This window comes from Brevibacterium sp. SIMBA_078 (assembly GCF_046534565.1).
Taxonomy (GTDB): domain Bacteria; phylum Actinomycetota; class Actinomycetes; order Actinomycetales; family Brevibacteriaceae; genus Brevibacterium.
Genome location: NZ_JAWRYQ010000004.1, coordinates 39,456 through 55,321, shown reverse-complemented (window position 1 = coordinate 55,321; position 15,866 = coordinate 39,456). Strand labels below are relative to the sequence as shown.

Below are 15,866 nucleotides of genomic sequence, written 5' to 3'. Positions count from 1 at the left end.
GCGCGTCGAGCGCATGACAAGAGGCCGTGGACCATCGGGTCCACGGCCTCTTGTCAGCCCCGGTGTCAGGCGGCGTCCGGGAGGTTCCAGATCCCCGGGAGCTGGACCAGCGTCCCCTCCTTGCCGTACAGCAGGAGGCGACCCTCCTCGACGCTACCCGGGAGCATCTCCGAGACAGTGCGCCGCGGGGCCTTCTCTGCCGTCATGGTCCTCGTCTGGTCGGCGTTGATCGTCTCCCGCCAGACGTCGTGCTCACCGGACCACTTCTCGGCGAGCTCCAGCGCCTCGAACTCGGGGGCACCGTCGAGGATGAGGAAAGCCGGGAAGACCTCGCGCAGAACCTTCGCGCCCACAGAACCCCAGCGCAGCTCCATCTGGTTCGTGCTCTGCACGGCGATCACGCAGGCGACGCCGAGACCGCGGGCCTCGGTGATGTACGTGGGCAGCTTCGGCAGCGGCGCGGTGTTCACCGCCTCGTCCACGCTGAGGAGCAACCGCATGAGCCCGCGCTCGACGCCGCGCCGCCAGTGCCGGATCACGGTCTCGATCGCGCCGACGGCAGCGCCCGCGGCGACGCCGTCGGACGGCGCGATGATCGCCAGCGTCGGCTCGCTCGGCCCCTCGAGCATTGACGGAGCGAACGGCACCGAGCCGCGCTGGCCCCTGACGTTCGTCAGCAGCCACGGCGCGAGACCGGCCTTCATCGTCGCGATGACCGAGTCCCGGAGCTTCGCCTCCATGTCCACGACCGCATTCAGGCTCTCCGCGTGGAAGCTGTTCTTCTCCACGAGCTCGTAGGCGTTCGCCCACGAAGGCGAGTCGTCGTTCTCGTCGTCCTTCACCGTCTTCGACGCCGCCCGGACGGTCCACGCGATGCCCTTGCCGGAGGCCTTGCCCGCCAGGAGCAGCGCAGCGAGCGGCTGAGCAGCCTGGGTCTGCCAGAAGGCGTCGTCGCCGCTGCCGGAGTCGCCGCCGTCGGACGCGCCGAGCGAGCCGACCTTCATCAGCAGCGATGCCATGGCCAGCGCGTCGTCGTCGTTCGCGATGAGAGACGTCGGATCGGACGTCACCATCTGGTAGTCGACGCCCTGAAGCCAGTCGAAGCTCGGGTCCAGCTCGCCGGCGAGGTCCATGACGAACAGCGGGCCGCGCCGAGCGATGCCCTTCTTCACGACCCACTTCAGAAAGTCGGTCTTCGAGCTGACGATGACCCTGGGGCCGACCCACTGCACCGCCCCCATCGACAGGATCCTGGTGGTCTTGCCACGACCGGTGGGACCACTAACCAGGACGTGGGGCGCGGTCTCGACGGGCACTCCGTCGATCGAGCCGGCATACGGCGTCTGCTTCTCGTTGATCTCAGCGAAGGTGGGCTCCGTGGCCGCACCCGCCGTCTTGTTCTTGCTGCGCAGCATGAGACTGCTCCTTGTTGTTCTCCAATCCTCACGGTAAGTCCGGGGTCCCGGGGCCGCGTTCTACCGTCGTCTCGTGACGTCTGACGCCCCTTTCGGGGATCGAGCGCGCGTCGGGCGCTCCGGGTCTCTTGGGTCGACCGTCGCCGGGTCAGAAATTAAATGCGGGTCATTCCTGTGCGGGTGCGTCGGCACCGTGCCAGCGCGCCTTCATCGCTGCCTGGCCTGCCGCGGACTGGCGAGCCTGTTCGGCCTCAATCTCCCCAGTGAGCCGTGCTTGGACCCGCGGGTCATCAAGCATGTCGATCCCGGCCTTGATCAGCGCACGGCCGAGCAGACCGGGCCCTACGCCGTTCTCGGCAGCGAGCACGCGCAACCGCTGTCGGTCCTCTGGGCGCATCGGCACCGATTGCGAGACCGAAAGTTCTTTGCCTGCTACCACGACGTTTTCTCCTCGTATACGAGCGTTTCTATGATCCTCGCCCATCGTATCGACCCTCCTCTCGCCCGAGAACTTCCGCGGTACGGTTCCCTAGAATCATAATCCTACGGTACCATAGGAGCTTACAGCGAACACAGGCACATATCGCAGGAGGACAGCCGCATGAACTTCGGCTTCATCTTCAAAACGATCGCGTTCCTCGTGATCGTCGGTTCGATCTTCGGGCTCGGCGTCATCGTCGGCGGCAGCTTCGCCACCGGAATGACCCAGGATGCCGTGCTCCGGTACATGGAGAAATGCCTGCCCGCCGATACGGCCGATCAGCTCGAGCCGTGCCTTGCCACCGACGGCGGTGAGCAGCCGTGACGAAGACCGTCGAGCGCTACGAGAAGGTCAGGGCCGACTGGCTCCTGGCCAACGAGGCGTCGTGGCATCTGTCCGATCGCCGGATGGCGAATGAGCTCAAGAGAATCGCCTCGAAGAAGGACCGTAGTGCGGCCGGTGCCGCTGAGAGCTCCCACCACGAGGGCAGGATCAGGCCCATCGTGTCGCGCTTCATCGCCGGCGGCGAGGACAGCAAAGAGCGAGGCCTGCGCGCCCTGTTCCTCGTCTTCTTCATCCTCCCGACGTTGGTCGTCTGGATCGGACCGGCGCTGGTGATCTCGCACGCGGCCTACTCCGTTGGCACCGAGCGGCGACTCAAGCAGGGACGGGTGCCCGAGCGGAGGCAGTGGTACCTCGCGGCGGCAGCCGTGCTCGGCGCGGGCGCGCTCTTCGCCGTCGTCGCACGGTTCGTCGCCCTGCACCTCATCACCGTCGCGACGGTGACCTACTGGCCCTCGCTCACTCTCGACGTCCACTGGACGACGGTCGGGCTCATCTATCTCTGGGGCCAGGTCGTCCTCGGGCTGCTACTCGCGGCCTGGCAGGTCCGCCGCCACGGCTGGCTCGGCGTGGTGATCAAGACGGGCGCGAAGACGCCGGAGGTCCCAGCGACTCCTCGAACGCCCGTCGCACCGGCCGTGCCCACGGCACCGAAGAGCGTGGGTGCCGACGACATCACCGCCGAGGAACCGGACGGTGAGCCAGCGGCTCCGAAGGCACCTGCTGCGCCGATGGTGCCAGCGATACCCGAACCGCCCGCCGTCGCCGAGTTCGATGACGAACCCGTCTTCGATGACGACGAGCCGGTGTTCGACGACGAGAGCTACGAGACCAAGACCTTTTGAAAGGACAAGACCGATGAATGACGAGCGCGAGATCCACATCCACAACAACACGAACATGGATTCCAATGCCCACATCTTCACCGTGATCGGCACCGTGCTGGCGATCGGCGGCGTGGGGATGCTCGCCTGGGCCCTGTCCAACGCCGGGATGCTCGACTTGGCCGCGACTGGGCTCACCATGTTCGGTTTCCAGCTGGTGAGCATGATGATGAAGGTCGGCCTCATCGTCCTCCCGGAGAGGACCGACGGCAGCTTCGCCGAGACGTCCGGCCACCTGAAGACCTTCCTGCGCGAATTCCACGAATGGCAGGCCAGGTCGCCGATCTGGCGGCTCGCCGCTATGGCCCTGGCCTACACGATCGGATTCCTCATCGTCCGCTGGGGACTCAGCGTCGCCCTCGGGATCTTCGCGAACATCTGGGTCGCCGGAGCGTCGGCCGCCATCGTGGCTTCGATCATCGTCGCCCCTCGGCTCTTCTCGAACATCTTCCACGCGATGAAGACGAGGTCCGGCGTCCAGATCAAGACAACGACCGGCAAGGGACAGGAGGCAGCCTGATGGAGATCCTCATGATCATGCTCGGCTTCGCGACGGCATTGCTCGTCGTGCCGCCGAAGGTGTCGAAGACCCTCCAACGAGCCGTGCGCCGCAAGGTCGGCCACCTCATCCGAAAGAACACGAACAAGAAAGACAGCGTCTGATGAAGACCACGCAGATCTCCACCGCCGTTGCGAGCCTGGCGCTGGCCGTCCTAGCCTTGACCGGCTGCGTCGTCGAGAACGCCCCTGCCGGTGCGAAGGGCCCGAAGACCCCGGCCACCTCGGCACCATCGACCGAGCCGGAGACGCCAGGCGAGGACGACGAGAGCACCGCGGAGGACGGTAGCCAGGACGAGTCGAAGGGCGAGACGACCGACCTCGGTGTCGAGGATGGACAGGTCCAGTACCTCAGGGCGATCCAGAACTTCTCCCCCACGATGGAACGCTGGGTCGTCGACGAGGACGCGGCCGAGGTGACGTACTCGACCATGAACTGCCTAGGACAGCCCGAGGCGGAAGGCGTCGCGACCCTCGAGCAGGCCGGCGGCAACGAGGGGACCGCTTTCGAAGCGACGTGGATCGGCAAGTCGCCGCTGAAGAACGTCGCGGCCGAGTCAGTCCGACTCGAGATCACCGAGGACACCTTGACCAACTTCTCGGACGTCGCCACCTCGCGCACGGAGATCGAGGCACGGAACTTCTCGCGGATGTGCGTCGACGCCGGCGAGACCGCCGCCGACTTCGTGTTCTGAGAAACCGCGGCGATGATCACCATGGTGTCTCAGGTCCACGAAGCCAACCGGACGGCGGCTCCCGATGCTTGAACGCGAGGTCGAATCCCATTTACTGGCCCGGTGTCGGCAAATGGGATTCCTCTGCATGAAGTTCACCAGCCCCGGGCGGTCCGGCGTCCCCGACCGCGTCGTCGCCACGCCGCTGGGCACCGTGTTCGTCGAGACGAAGCGGCCCGGCGGGAAGCTCCGTCGACTGCAGGAGGTGGTCATCGAGAAGATGCGCAGAGCCGGTGCCGAGGTCTACGTCGTCGATTCCGTCGCCGGCGTCGACGAGCTGGTCGGGCACCTTGCGACGGGGTAGCCCAGTGCGATGTCCATCTGGGTCTACCCCGCAGGACAGCGAACCAGTAGCCCACGAACGCGTCCAATGAGGTCGGGACATATGGCATTCAACACAAGTGAGGAGAAGGTCAGGACATGGTTGGACAGAAACAGGGCCAGATGGTCGGGTACGTACGAGTCAGCACAGCCGACCAGAACGAATCGCGACAGATAGAGGCGCTCGGCGAGGTCGACCGGCTGTTCACCGAGAAGGTGTCCGGCAGGAACATCGACAATCGGACACAGCTCAAGGAGATGACCGCCTACGTCCGCGACGGCGACGTCGTCCGAGTGAAGAGCCCGGACAGGCTGTCGCGCTCGACGACCGACCTGCTCTCGCTCGTCGAAGAGTTGAAGGGCAAGGGAGTCGCCGTCGAGTTCGTCGACAGCCCGGAGCTGAACACAGACACCCCGCAGGGCGAGTTCATGCTCACGATCCTCGCCGCGGTCGCCCAACTCGAGACGGCGACGATCCGGGAACGCCAGGCCGAGGGGATCGCAGTCGCCAAGGCGAAGGGAGTCTACGACCGAGAGCCGAAGCTCTCCGATTTTCACATTTCCACGGCGCGTGAGCTCATCGCCCGCGGTGTACCGAAGGCAGCGGTCGCTCGGGAGCTCAGCGTAAGCAGGCAGACGCTCTACACGGCACTGAAAGGCGAAGGTAATTACGGTGCCGACGCAATCACCGAAGGAAAGGAATAGCAATGACCGACCTCCAGGACGAGATCGAACGCTTCGACCGACTCGCGGAGGGACTCGACGACGCCGAGCTCGAGAAGAGGCTCACTAACGAGATCTCGGACCTCTCGCACAAGCAGACGTTCACCGCGGTGTTGTCCGAAGAGCAACGGGTCGAGGCCGGTGCCGAAATCGACCTTGACGGGCAGGTCGAGTCGGTGACGGTTTACCACGCTGTGAACGAGCAGCGTCTCGACCCGACGCCGGTCGAGCCATGCATCGGCGTCTGGCGGACTGTCGTGATCTGGTGGGAGCACATGCGCACTACCGTCCGACGACACCTGCTCGTCTCAGGAGGTCCCATATGAGACTGCACTGCACGAGACACAGATTCGAGGCTGAGACGCCCGCGCTTCTAACAGGAGCGCGGGCGTCTCAGCCTATTAAATTCTACGAGACGTAGTACTTGCCTTCCAACGGTCATCTGTATACGGAGAACCATCTTCGATGTTGCAAACACGGCGGCAATTCTAGCATTAAGTCCCACAGAACTCGAAAGTATTTACCCACTTCGAGGTCTTCATATATGGGGCTGTAGGAGTGCCATCGATCTGCGTAGTTGGAAGAGTTTCTCAGACCAGTGCGCATCATCGTAACCTCGTTTTGATCCAGCGATATGAGGTGTATCTCAATTAAGAGTCCGCCAGGTCGCGCTCCAAATTTTGACGGCCCAGCCTCTTATAGATGGACGGCCGTTTCGCGCGGAGCACGAAGGCGTAGATGAAGCCAGCGAAGAAGAGAGCGAATGTAAAAGTAATAAATACGATGGTGAGAGTATTCGACCCCCCAATGAGCTCTGGGTAGTTCACGATCGCCATATATGTCACGAACCCAAGGAAAAGGACCGCAATAGCTGGTGCTACGACGGTCTTCCACCCGGATTCTCTGTAACTACCTTTATTCTTCTGAAAGTATGCCACGACGGCGGCACTGGCCAGAAGCATCACTAATAGTACTGCAAAGGTTCCACTTCCGCTTGCAATTGCGTAGAGGCGTTCTGGATCTGTATTGAGGATAGCGAAAGTGAAGGTGGCACCACACCACACGGCACCGACCGCAAGCGCAGCTACGCTCGGCGATTTGTGCTTGGGATGTACGTAACCGAACACCCGGGGAAGCGCGCGGTCATTTGCCAGTGCGAAGCCGTATCTGGCTGAAATGTTCTGCACAGAAAGCATGCTGGCCAGCACCGAGGTGATCAACAACACCACGCCGACATCCGCAACGATCTTCCCGGTCAGTGCGATCATCGAATCGTTGAATAGGGATACCGTGTTGGATGTGGCTTGATCTCGCACGTCGGACTTGCCGATGTAGACCACGTATGCCCACGCGGCCAACGCATAGAAGAGCCCGATGCCGACTACAGCGAGGTAGGTAGCGCGGGGAATCGTCTTGTTGGGATTGCGCACTTCTTCTCGGTAGACGACTGTCGCCTCAAACCCGAAGAAGTTGCCGACGGCGAAGAGCAGAGCCAGGCCCAGGCTCGGATCGGTGATCCAGGGCATGTCGAAGACAAACGAGTGCTCGCTCCCAGTGCCGGAAACGAAGGCGTAGACATCGAAGGTGACAATTAGCGCGACTTCAAGGATCATGATCACTGTCAGTACCTTTGCCGACAGGTCAATCCTCCTGTATGCCAAGATCGTCGTGAGAAGAATCAGTATGAGCGCGTACCAATACCAAGGGATTTCAGGCCCATGCAGAGTGTTCGATACGAAGCTCTGCACGGTCACGGCGAAGAACGATGGTGCGAAGAATCCAATGAAGAGGTACCCGAACAGCGCCAAGAAGGCAGCTCCCAAACCAGCGGGCTTTCCGAAGCCAGCAGTGACGAAAGAGTAGAATCCGCCTGGATTCTTCATGTGCTTGCTCATGGTGACCAGCCCTACCGTGAACAGTAGCAGGAAGGCCGTGACTATGAGGTAGATGCCTGGTGCGGAGGGACCGCTGAACATGAGTAGCACGGGCATCGTTCCGCCGACCGTCGCAATCGGCGACGAAAAGGCAAGGACGCTCATCACCAAGGCGGCTACACCCATGTTCCCGCTCAGCCGGGATTGTCCGGAAGTATCCTCTGGGCTTGCGCTTTCGTTCGATACAGTCGTCATCATGGCTCCTTTGCTCGACGTTGAGGTACTGTCGCCGACAAATCTAGGACGGGGCGCAACCGGGCGGGTGTGCCACTTTGGAACAAGGGCAGTCCACACCTCGCTGCTTCCTGCTAATAGGTTTCGAGGAACGGATCGGCGCGTTCCGTTTCGCCTAGTTAAACTGTCAAGGGGCACGATGTACGCATAGATGACCATTGCGGCAATTGCTCTGCCGAAAGCGATAGGCGCAATAGGAGCTGGCAGTATTCACCACAGGAGTTGGCAGGTCTGAACTTGATTGATGAGTTCTGTTGATCAATCAGCACGATGCTCGCCACGGTCCTGTAGTGCTCACTAGTGGAACTGGTAGGACGGGTGAGACATGCTTCGGGAAGCCGATCGCCCCACGAACCATTACGTGGCGTAAGAGTGCCTGGGGCGACAGCAGAGCCACCGGTCCGAAGAACGTTTTCTGAGTATCTGATCTCGTCGTGCCAGTTGAACGGCGGCAAGAGCGCCGTCCCAACCGACTATGGTTGCTGGTGACCGAGCCGAGCGTAGGCGTCTGGACGGTTCCGGCGCAGGATCAGTGCGTAGATCACTCCCCCGACGAACAAACCGAAGGTGACACCGAGAAATACCCACGAGAGAGCTCCTGAGCCGCCAATGAGTTCAGGAAAATTGGTGATTGCCACGTAAGTGACAAAGCCGAGGAAGCATGCGCTGATAAGGGGAGCCAACAATGTCTGCCAGACGGGGAGATCGATTCGCCTTCTGCGTCGGAGAAAATAGACGAAGACAGCGACGCTAGCGATGAACATCAACAGCAGGACTGAAAACGTTCCGCTTCCACTGGAAACCGGGTAGATCGTCTCGGCTGGAATCTTCAACAACGCCAGCACCACTGTGGCGAGAGCCCAGAATACACCGACAGAAGCGGCTGCGATATAGGGCGAGAAATGCCTGGGATGGACTTTCCCGAAGAGTCCTGGGAGTGCGCGATCTTTGGCGAGCACGAAACCATAGCGTGCAGCGATGTTCTGGATCGAGAGCATGCACGCCAGCGCCGAGGTCAGAATGAGGATGACGACGATGTCGTTGAACAACTTTCCGAGAAGAGCGCTCACGGACCCGGTGAAGAGATTTGCGGTGTCTGCCTCGGCAGCGGCCTGTGCATGGTCAGAACCGAAATAGGCGACATAGGCCCAGGCGGCGAGAGCGTAGAAGACCCCGATCCCGGCCACGGCCAAGTAGGTTGCACGAGGAATTGTCCGCTGCGGGTTCTTCACCTCGTCCCGGTAGATGACGGTGGCTTCGAATCCAAAGAAGTTCCCGATTGCGAAGAGCAGTGCCAAGCCCAGACCGGCATCCGTGATTGCTGGAAAAGACAGACTGGCATCGTGTGCGACCTGCCCTGTGCCCTGAACGAATGCCGCGACGTCGAAGACAATTATCACGAGAACCTCAAGAGCCATGACCACAGTCAGCACCTTCGCTGACAGGTCGATCCTGTGATAGGCAAGAAGCGTCGTGATGGCAATGATTCCGAGCGCATACCAGTACCAAGCGATCTCCGGGCCGTTCAACGTCGTCTCCACGAAGCTTTGCATAGTCACGGCGAAGAATGCCGGCACGAAGAAACCGATGAATAAGTAGCCGAATAGGGCGAGAAATGCACCCCCCATCCCTGCCGGTTTGCCAAGTCCTTCGGTAACGAACGAGTAGAAGCCGCCGGGCTTGTCGATATATCGACTCATCGCCACGAAGCCCACGGAGAACACCAGCAAGAGTGCAGTCAGAATGAGATAGATCGCCGGTGCCGTGTTTCCCCCGAACATCATGAGGACTGGCATGGTTCCAGCAACCGTGGCAAGAGGAGACGAAAATGCGAGCACGCTCATGGCCAACTCGCCTACTCCCATATTGCCGCTGAGCCGTCCTGACTCTGTCGAGACGTCGGTTGTCGAGTCCTGATTATTGAGCATGTGATCTCCGTTGATAGGCAAATAGCGTTGTCGGGCCCCGATGCGCTAAGCGAACGGGGCCCGGCAGAAGTCAGTTGTGTCAAGTGTTGGTTGACGCCGTCGAGACTCCCATCCTCTTGAGATCGACGATGTCGTGAAGTTCCTCTCCAGCTTTCCAACGTTTCAGGTTCTCCGTGAACACGTCCACGACGCGTCCCCGCCAACCCACGAGATCGCCTGATGCATGGGGAGAGACCAAAATGCTACTGCGCGACCAGAAAGGGTGCTCTTTCGGGAGTGGTTCGTGCTCGAAGACGTCGAGAGCCGCTCCTCCAAGCCGACCATCATCGATCGCGTCGAGCAGGTCATCGGCTACGACGACAGCTCCGCGCCCGACATTGACGAGGTTCGCTCCTGCACGCATTCGGTCGATGCGCTCGGCATCGAACATTCCCCTGGTGTCTTCTGTCAGTGGAAGCGTCAAGACCACATCGTCAATGGCTGGCAGCGTGGAGTCCAAAACGTCAAGAGACTTGATGTGTCCCAAGTCAGGATCGATTCGTTCCGAGCGTCCGATAACAGTGACGTCCATGCCTGCTGCGCGAAGCAAGAGGGCTGTCTCCCGCCCAACCGGGCCCGGCCCAACAACGACAACTCTTCTGCCCAAAATCGGCTGTGTCTCGCGGTGCAACCATCGCCGCTCCTGCTGCAACTCAATAGTGCGACGCAGATCTTTGGCAAACAAGATGAGAACACCAAGAACCCACTCCGCGATGGGTCGCTCGCATACGCCTCGGGAGTTGCTGACCAGGATATCGCTGTTGACGATCTCCGGGGTCAGGAGAGGGTCGACACCGATGCTCGAGGTGTGTATCCATTTAAGATTACCCGGCCCCACCTCCCGTAGCAATGTGGTCTTGAAATCGTTGATGAACAAGATTTCAGATGACTTCTGCGCGGTGCGCAACTCGTCTGCAGTGCGCACGACAGTGACATCAGCTTCTTTGTGAAGATTGTCCAGCGGTGGCTCGCTCGATCCGGCCGGGACGATGACGATGACTGATGGTTTAGACATGTGGCCTCCTGTGGCGACGTCCGTGTAGTGTCCTTTCGACGACCCTTGTCACCAGCCGCCCTGCCAGCCGCTGAAAAGTCCGTAGGGAAGTCGTTGCGGCTCTTCGTCCGGGAGAGACTGCAGGAAGTCGAAGTCGCATCCTTCGTCAGCCTGGAGCACATGATCGACGAAGAGTCGACCATAGCCACGACGATAACGCGGGTCGGGAAGTTTCAGCTCTTTCAAGCGACGTTCGATCTCGTCGTCGGGGATGTCGAGATCGAGACGTTGGTTTTCGACGTCGAGGACGATGGGGTCGCCGTCGCGCACGATGGCGAGTGGGCCGCCGACAGCTGCTTCGGGAGCGACATGCAAGACAGTGGTTCCGAACGCAGTTCCACTCATGCGCGCATCAGAAATCCGAACGATGTCGCGAATACCTCGTTTGAGCAACTTCTCCGGTATCGGCAACATTCCCCATTCGGGCATACCCGGTGCGCCGGCCGGCCCACAGTTGCGAAGAACGAGAACTGAATCCTCGGTGATTTCCAGATTCGGGTCGTCGATCCGTTCTCCCAAGTCGTAAATCCCATCGAAGACAACTGCGGGACCTGTGTGCGTGAGCAGTTCGGGAGAGGCAGCACTGCGCTTGATCACTGCGCCTTTGGGAGCAAGCGAACCCCGGATGACTGCAATCCCACCTTCGGTATCATAAGGCTGGTCCAACTTGCTGATGACTTTTCCATCTGGCTCGGGGGCATCGATGTAGCCGTCTTCCAGCGTCTTTCCGGTGACAGTCAGCGCCTCTGAATTAAGCATCGGTGCCAATTCCTTCAGAACGGAGGCCACTCCCCCAGCGTGGAAGAGTTGTTGAACGAGGTGCTCGCCCGACGGTCGCACATTCACAATCCGTGGTGTGTGCTCTGAGATCTGGTGGAAACGGTCCAAGTCGAGCTCGTAACCGACTCGACGTGCGAGGGCGAGAAGATGGATGACAGCATTCGTCGATCCACCGATGGCCATGAGGAGAGTGATGGCGTTGTCGAACGCTTCCGGAGTCAGGACCTCGCTGGGCTTCGGTCCCTGAGACGCAGCCATCTCGGCTGCCCGACGTCCCGTGGCCTCAGCAAACTGCGACCTCCGTGCGGCAACAGCGGGAATCGATGCACTGGAGGGAAGACACATGCCCAACGCCTCAACAATTGAGGTCATCGTCGAAGCAGTTCCCATCTCGCTGCAGTGACCGGCCGAGGGTTTAGCCGAGGCTTCGAGCTCGTCGAAGTCTGACTGGGTCATCTTCCCTGCCCGCAATTCGTCGGCATATTTCCAAGTGTCAGTGCCGACGCCCAGCTGCTTGCCTCGAAAGTATGCCGGTTCCTGCGGACCACCGGTCAACATGATCGTCGGAATGTCGGCACTGGCAGCTCCCATCAGCTGTGCTGGGACTGTCTTGTCACATCCTCCGAGCAGAACGATAGCGTCGAGCGGGTAGGCGCGTATCGACTCCTCAACATCCATTGCCATCAGATTGCGAAATTGCATGGCTGACGGTTTCATCAGGCTTTCGCCGAGGGAGATCGTCGGAAACTCCAGTGGCAAACCGCCAGCCATGAGGACTCCTCGTTTGACGGCATCGGCCAGGAGTCGGAAGTGGATGTTGCAGTTGACTAGCTCTGACCACGAGTTGGCGATACCAACCACTGGACGGTCCTTGACTGCAAAACCGGAGAATCCCTCCGCTTGGATCGCCGTTCGGTGCACGAATCCAGTGAGGTCGTGAGATCCGAACCATCGTGCGCTACGGAGTCCGCTGACGTCTGATTCTTCCATTGCCGTGAAGCCCTTCTACTTGTTGTCAATGCCGATCACAATCCGTCACCAGCAAGAACGAAAGTTCTTGATACATCCATCGACTACCTGATAAACCGTCTGTTCTGATTGAAACGAATACTGAACTCGTTAGACGCAATCGATTGACATTCCTCTGTGCTGGTCGGATGACTTCAACCAGTAGACCAGTCCGATCGAGGCGAATTATGTCCCAGATTGAGACGGCTAGCTGACGATCGCAGCTCCTAGGATTCTTCACAGACGGTTGTTCACGGCTTATCGGGAGCAGCATCGTCGAACGCAAATCTGACACTCTAGGAGTTCATGTGAACCAGCAAGACCGTATCGGAGTAGGGCTCATATCAGTGGGTTGGATGGGACGTCTGCATTCGCGGGCCTACCTTGCCACTCGACAGTTCTTCCCCGAGCTGCCCCAGCAACCAGAACTCATCGTTGCTGCGGACCCAGATGAAGAGGGGCGTCTGCACGCGGAACAGTCTCTTGGCTACCGTGAAACGACCCCCGACTATCAGGAGCTGCTCGAGCACCCTGATGTCGATGTCGTCTCAATCTGTGCACCCAATTTCCTTCATCGTCAGATCGCTCTCGACACGATCAAGGCAGGAAAGCCGTTTTGGATCGAAAAGCCAATGGGTCGTAGCGCTGTTGAGTCGAAAGAAATTGCCGAGGCCGCCCGAGCAGCCGGCCTCGTCACCGCGGTCGGTTTCAACTACCGTCATGCCCCTGCACTGGCGGAGGCGCGACGGATCATTCGATCCGGAGAACTAGGTCACATCACCAATATCCAAATTCGGATGATGGCAGATTACGCCGCCGATCCGTCGTCAGTGTTTACTTGGCGCTATGAGAACGACCGTGCTGGATCAGGAGTTCTCGGTGACGTGCTCTCTCATGGGTTCGATCTGGCTCAGTATCTTGTAGGAAGGATCTCATCGGTCACTTCAGTTACCGATACCTTTGTGCCTGAACGCTCATTGCCGGCCGGTACATCAACGAACAGTTTCAACAAGGGCGAGGCATCACCGGAAAAGCGGAAAGTCGAGAACGAGGATTACACGGCCCTCCTCGCCCGCTTTGACGGGGGTACTTTGGGAGTCTTCGAGTCGAGTCGAGTCGCCACAGGACCGCACACTGAATACACAGCCGAAGTGTACGGCTCGTCAGGTTCACTGCGATGGAACTTCGAGAATATGAATGAACTCCAGCTCGCAGATGATCCGCGCGGCTACCGTTCAATTCTTACCGATTCGTCGCACGGCGAGTTCGGTCGATTCCAACCCAACGCGGGGCCGGCCATCGGATTCAACGACCTGAAGACGATCGAAGCTTCGTTGTTCCTCCGATCGGTCGCAGAGAACAAGCAACTCGCCCCTTCAGTCGCCGACGGTTGGTCAGCGGCCGAACTTGTCGATGCCACCCTGCGCAGCGCGGAGTCCGGAGCTTGGACATCCGTGCCAAAGGTCACTGGCGAAACGACGTACGACAGCTGACAAAGCTGAAGCGCGCGAGTGGTAGTTCAGCTCTCCCCACTGCAGAACGGCTCGTCTCGTGCTTCACGTAGCAAAGTGAGCGGTGCCCACCTCAGACCGAGGAGGGCACCGCTCTATTGTGGACTTAGCCGACGCACACTGCATCGCTCCATTTGGGCCGTGTCGGGACCTCAACGAACCAGCACGAGAAAAAGAAGCGTCATCCCTCTTATGGTGTGGCCGAAGAATGGCATGCTCTATTAACCTCGATTTTTCACGGTGTGGCTCGCGCCCGTGATTCTCGCGCTATGGAGCGCATTCGTTTCTGATTTTGTCATTCGGGTAGGACGCGGTGACCGTGTCTCGCCACGGTTCGGCGGAGTTTCCACCTCAGCTGTTTTCCTCTACTCGAACGAACACGGGCACCAGGACGGTCATCCCGGCGCGGGTCCTGGCAAGGCACGCAGTCGGTTCAGGCCGACGACGATGTCTTGAGCGAACCGGGCAGTGTTCTTCATATGCACCACGATCCGGCGGGCGGTCCTGGCGATCGTGGCCGGCGCGGTGTAGATGTGCATGCGCAGTCGCTTCGGTTCCCACCGACGAATCTCGTGGTCGGCGAATGCCAACAAGCCACTCCAGGCCTGCAGATCACCTGCGAGGGCGACGATGGCCAACCAGATCCGATTCTGGTCGAAGCCCTTGAGCGGGAAATTTGCCAGCCCGGTGTCTTTGGCGATCCGGATCCGGTCCTCATCTCTGGCCCGAGATCGGTGTCGGACTTCGAGATCGGCGAGTTGGCTGCCTTTCGTGTTCGTCGCGAACGTGGTCAGCCGGTACCCGTCGACATCATCAAACCGCAGCTACGCGCCCGGGTGGGGGCGCTCCCGGCGGACGATGACGCGCATTCCTTCTGGCCAGTCGTCGAGGTCGACGACGCCGGTGAGTTCGGCGACGTCGGCACCCTCACGCGGGGCACCGTTAGTGTCATAGGCCGGCTCCCATGCGCCCAGTTTCGTCAGCTGGTGGTAGAGCTCGGGCATCGTCGCAGGCAACATCCACCCAACCGAGTACGACAGACGCCTGTTGGTGAGGAAGTTCAGGAAGTCATGGGTGCCGCCGGCGGTATCGGTCCGGATGAGCACCGACTTGCCCGGACGAGGCTTGCTGCCGGGGAGACCGGCGAGAACATCCTTGACCAGCCGGATGTGATCGGCGGCGGTATTCGACCCGGCATTGCCTGGCCGCAGCAGCCCGGCGACGGGTTCGCCGCAACCTGGCCTTCCGTGGTCGATGAACGCCAGCAAGGGGTGGAACCCGAACCCTTTCTTGTAGGTGGGTTGCGCGTCTTCTTTCTCGCTATGGGCGGTGACCAGGGTGGCATCGATATCAACGATCAGCGGAGTCTGGGCATCACTGTCATGGTTCGGTGCCTGAGTCCCGGCGAGTTCCCACACGCGGGCACGGGCGGCTGCCCGAGCAGTGTTGATCGCCGTTAGCGCGGTATCGGCATCGGTGGCGAGAGTGCGGATGAGGCGGGTGATCGTCGGGTTCGACGCCACCGGGCCGTAGAGGTCGGGTTCGTCACGGAGGACGGAACTATCGGACAGGGCATCGCCGCCGAGAGCCAAGGTCATTGCGACGTCGGTGAGGATCTTTCCCGGGTCGTGGGCGGCGAAGGGCTTCTTCCACGCCGCCAAGGCTTGCTTCAGGTGGTGGCCGAGGCTGCTGGTGTGTACGGTTTCGGTCAGCAACATGCCACCGGCTTGGCCGAGAGCGTTGCTGGGCGCGGTATCGATGTGCAGGCGAGGGTAGGTGCGGGTAGGCTTCACTCTGAGAGTGCTCCTTTTCAGTGGACTGATGTTGTCTTCGCAAACACCATCATCCCTGGTCAGGAGCACTTTTCTCTTATCGGTCCGGCATCTGGCCCACACTAATCATGAAATCCCGAGGTTAATC

Annotated in this window: 15 protein-coding genes and 1 pseudogene; 9 read left to right on the top strand and 7 right to left on the bottom strand. The window is 60.3% G+C overall.

Annotated features, from left to right (window positions below):
• Nucleotides 1-65: 65 nt before the first annotated feature.
• On the bottom strand, nt 66-1,415 hold the full coding sequence (locus SB749_RS15065) for a TraM recognition domain-containing protein (RefSeq protein WP_410711032.1): 1,350 nt from the start codon (nt 1,413-1,415) through the stop codon (nt 66-68).
• Nucleotides 1,416-1,581: 166 nt separating this feature from the next.
• The gene (locus tag SB749_RS15060) at nt 1,582-1,854 is read right to left on the bottom strand and encodes a hypothetical protein (RefSeq protein WP_410711031.1); all 273 of its coding nucleotides are present in this window, start codon (nt 1,852-1,854) and stop codon (nt 1,582-1,584) included.
• Between the two features lie 162 nt (nt 1,855-2,016).
• Between SB749_RS15060 and SB749_RS15055 the strand changes: the two genes are divergently transcribed.
• The 8 genes from SB749_RS15055 to SB749_RS15020 all read left to right on the top strand — a co-directional run bounded on the left by SB749_RS15055 (nt 2,017) and on the right by SB749_RS15020 (nt 5,784).
• Nucleotides 2,017-2,220, top strand: coding sequence for a hypothetical protein (locus SB749_RS15055; protein WP_169252858.1), 204 nt, complete (start codon nt 2,017-2,019; stop codon nt 2,218-2,220).
• Nucleotides 2,217-3,083 (top strand): hypothetical protein, encoded by an 867-nt coding sequence (locus SB749_RS15050; RefSeq protein ID WP_410711030.1) that lies wholly within the window; start codon nt 2,217-2,219, stop codon nt 3,081-3,083. Before SB749_RS15055 ends, SB749_RS15050 begins: the two co-directional genes overlap by 4 nt.
• Before the next feature lie 13 nt (nt 3,084-3,096).
• On the top strand, nt 3,097-3,642 hold the full coding sequence (locus SB749_RS15045; protein WP_410711029.1) for a hypothetical protein: 546 nt from the start codon (nt 3,097-3,099) through the stop codon (nt 3,640-3,642).
• The gene (locus tag SB749_RS15040) at nt 3,642-3,785 is read left to right on the top strand and encodes a hypothetical protein (RefSeq protein ID WP_410711028.1); all 144 of its coding nucleotides are present in this window, start codon (nt 3,642-3,644) and stop codon (nt 3,783-3,785) included. The genes SB749_RS15045 and SB749_RS15040 overlap by 1 nt, the downstream gene beginning before the upstream one ends.
• Nucleotides 3,785-4,375: a hypothetical protein gene (locus SB749_RS15035; protein WP_410711027.1), complete on the top strand. Its 591-nt coding sequence runs from the start codon at nt 3,785-3,787 to the stop codon at nt 4,373-4,375. Before SB749_RS15040 ends, SB749_RS15035 begins: the two co-directional genes overlap by 1 nt.
• Nucleotides 4,376-4,439: 64 nt before the next feature.
• Nucleotides 4,440-4,718, top strand: a complete 279-nt coding sequence (locus SB749_RS15030; RefSeq protein WP_410711026.1) for a VRR-NUC domain-containing protein — start codon at nt 4,440-4,442, stop codon at nt 4,716-4,718.
• Nucleotides 4,719-4,834: 116 nt separating this feature from the next.
• A complete protein-coding gene (locus tag SB749_RS15025; RefSeq protein WP_410711025.1) occupies nt 4,835-5,440 on the top strand; it encodes a recombinase family protein in 606 nt (201 codons plus the stop codon).
• Between the two features lie 2 nt (nt 5,441-5,442).
• Nucleotides 5,443-5,784 (top strand): hypothetical protein, encoded by a 342-nt coding sequence (locus tag SB749_RS15020; RefSeq protein ID WP_410711024.1) that lies wholly within the window; start codon nt 5,443-5,445, stop codon nt 5,782-5,784.
• Between the two features lie 324 nt (nt 5,785-6,108).
• On the opposite strand, the gene SB749_RS15015 is transcribed toward SB749_RS15020, so the two are convergent.
• From SB749_RS15015 to SB749_RS15000, 4 genes are all read right to left on the bottom strand, one after another.
• Nucleotides 6,109-7,587, bottom strand: a complete 1,479-nt coding sequence (locus tag SB749_RS15015) for an APC family permease (protein WP_410711023.1) — start codon at nt 7,585-7,587, stop codon at nt 6,109-6,111.
• Between the two features lie 512 nt (nt 7,588-8,099).
• Nucleotides 8,100-9,554, bottom strand: coding sequence for an APC family permease (locus tag SB749_RS15010; protein WP_410711022.1), 1,455 nt, complete (start codon nt 9,552-9,554; stop codon nt 8,100-8,102).
• Between the two features lie 79 nt (nt 9,555-9,633).
• Nucleotides 9,634-10,608 (bottom strand): D-2-hydroxyacid dehydrogenase, encoded by a 975-nt coding sequence (locus SB749_RS15005; RefSeq protein ID WP_410711021.1) that lies wholly within the window; start codon nt 10,606-10,608, stop codon nt 9,634-9,636.
• Between the two features lie 48 nt (nt 10,609-10,656).
• Nucleotides 10,657-12,417, bottom strand: a complete 1,761-nt coding sequence (locus SB749_RS15000; protein WP_410711020.1) for an IlvD/Edd family dehydratase — start codon at nt 12,415-12,417, stop codon at nt 10,657-10,659.
• 326 nt (nt 12,418-12,743) lie between these two features.
• Between SB749_RS15000 and SB749_RS14995 the strand changes: the two genes are divergently transcribed.
• Nucleotides 12,744-13,928 (top strand): Gfo/Idh/MocA family protein, encoded by a 1,185-nt coding sequence (locus SB749_RS14995; protein ID WP_410711019.1) that lies wholly within the window; start codon nt 12,744-12,746, stop codon nt 13,926-13,928.
• Between the two features lie 413 nt (nt 13,929-14,341).
• Here the strand turns inward: SB749_RS14995 and SB749_RS14990 are convergent.
• Nucleotides 14,342-15,739 (bottom strand): annotated as a pseudogene (locus tag SB749_RS14990) (IS1380 family transposase).
• Between the last annotated feature and the right edge of the window lie 127 nt (nt 15,740-15,866).

What these genes read in the sequence shown, in the direction of transcription:
- SB749_RS15035 (WP_410711027.1), top strand. Translation starts at nt 3,785, where the DNA reads ATGAAGACCACGCAGATCTCCACCGCCGTTGCGAGCCTGGCGCTGGCC.
- SB749_RS15010 (WP_410711022.1), bottom strand. Translation starts at nt 9,554, where the DNA reads ATGCTCAATAATCAGGACTCGACAACCGACGTCTCGACAGAGTCAGGA.
- SB749_RS15040 (WP_410711028.1), top strand. Translation starts at nt 3,642, where the DNA reads ATGGAGATCCTCATGATCATGCTCGGCTTCGCGACGGCATTGCTCGTC.
- SB749_RS15045 (WP_410711029.1), top strand. Translation starts at nt 3,097, where the DNA reads ATGAATGACGAGCGCGAGATCCACATCCACAACAACACGAACATGGAT.
- SB749_RS15005 (WP_410711021.1), bottom strand. Translation starts at nt 10,608, where the DNA reads ATGTCTAAACCATCAGTCATCGTCATCGTCCCGGCCGGATCGAGCGAG.
- SB749_RS15025 (WP_410711025.1), top strand. Translation starts at nt 4,835, where the DNA reads ATGGTTGGACAGAAACAGGGCCAGATGGTCGGGTACGTACGAGTCAGC.
- SB749_RS15055 (WP_169252858.1), top strand. Translation starts at nt 2,017, where the DNA reads ATGAACTTCGGCTTCATCTTCAAAACGATCGCGTTCCTCGTGATCGTC.
- SB749_RS15020 (WP_410711024.1), top strand. Translation starts at nt 5,443, where the DNA reads ATGACCGACCTCCAGGACGAGATCGAACGCTTCGACCGACTCGCGGAG.
- SB749_RS15000 (WP_410711020.1), bottom strand. Translation starts at nt 12,417, where the DNA reads ATGGAAGAATCAGACGTCAGCGGACTCCGTAGCGCACGATGGTTCGGA.
- SB749_RS15065 (WP_410711032.1), bottom strand. Translation starts at nt 1,415, where the DNA reads ATGCTGCGCAGCAAGAACAAGACGGCGGGTGCGGCCACGGAGCCCACC.
- SB749_RS15015 (WP_410711023.1), bottom strand. Translation starts at nt 7,587, where the DNA reads ATGACGACTGTATCGAACGAAAGCGCAAGCCCAGAGGATACTTCCGGA.
- SB749_RS15030 (WP_410711026.1), top strand. Translation starts at nt 4,440, where the DNA reads ATGCTTGAACGCGAGGTCGAATCCCATTTACTGGCCCGGTGTCGGCAA.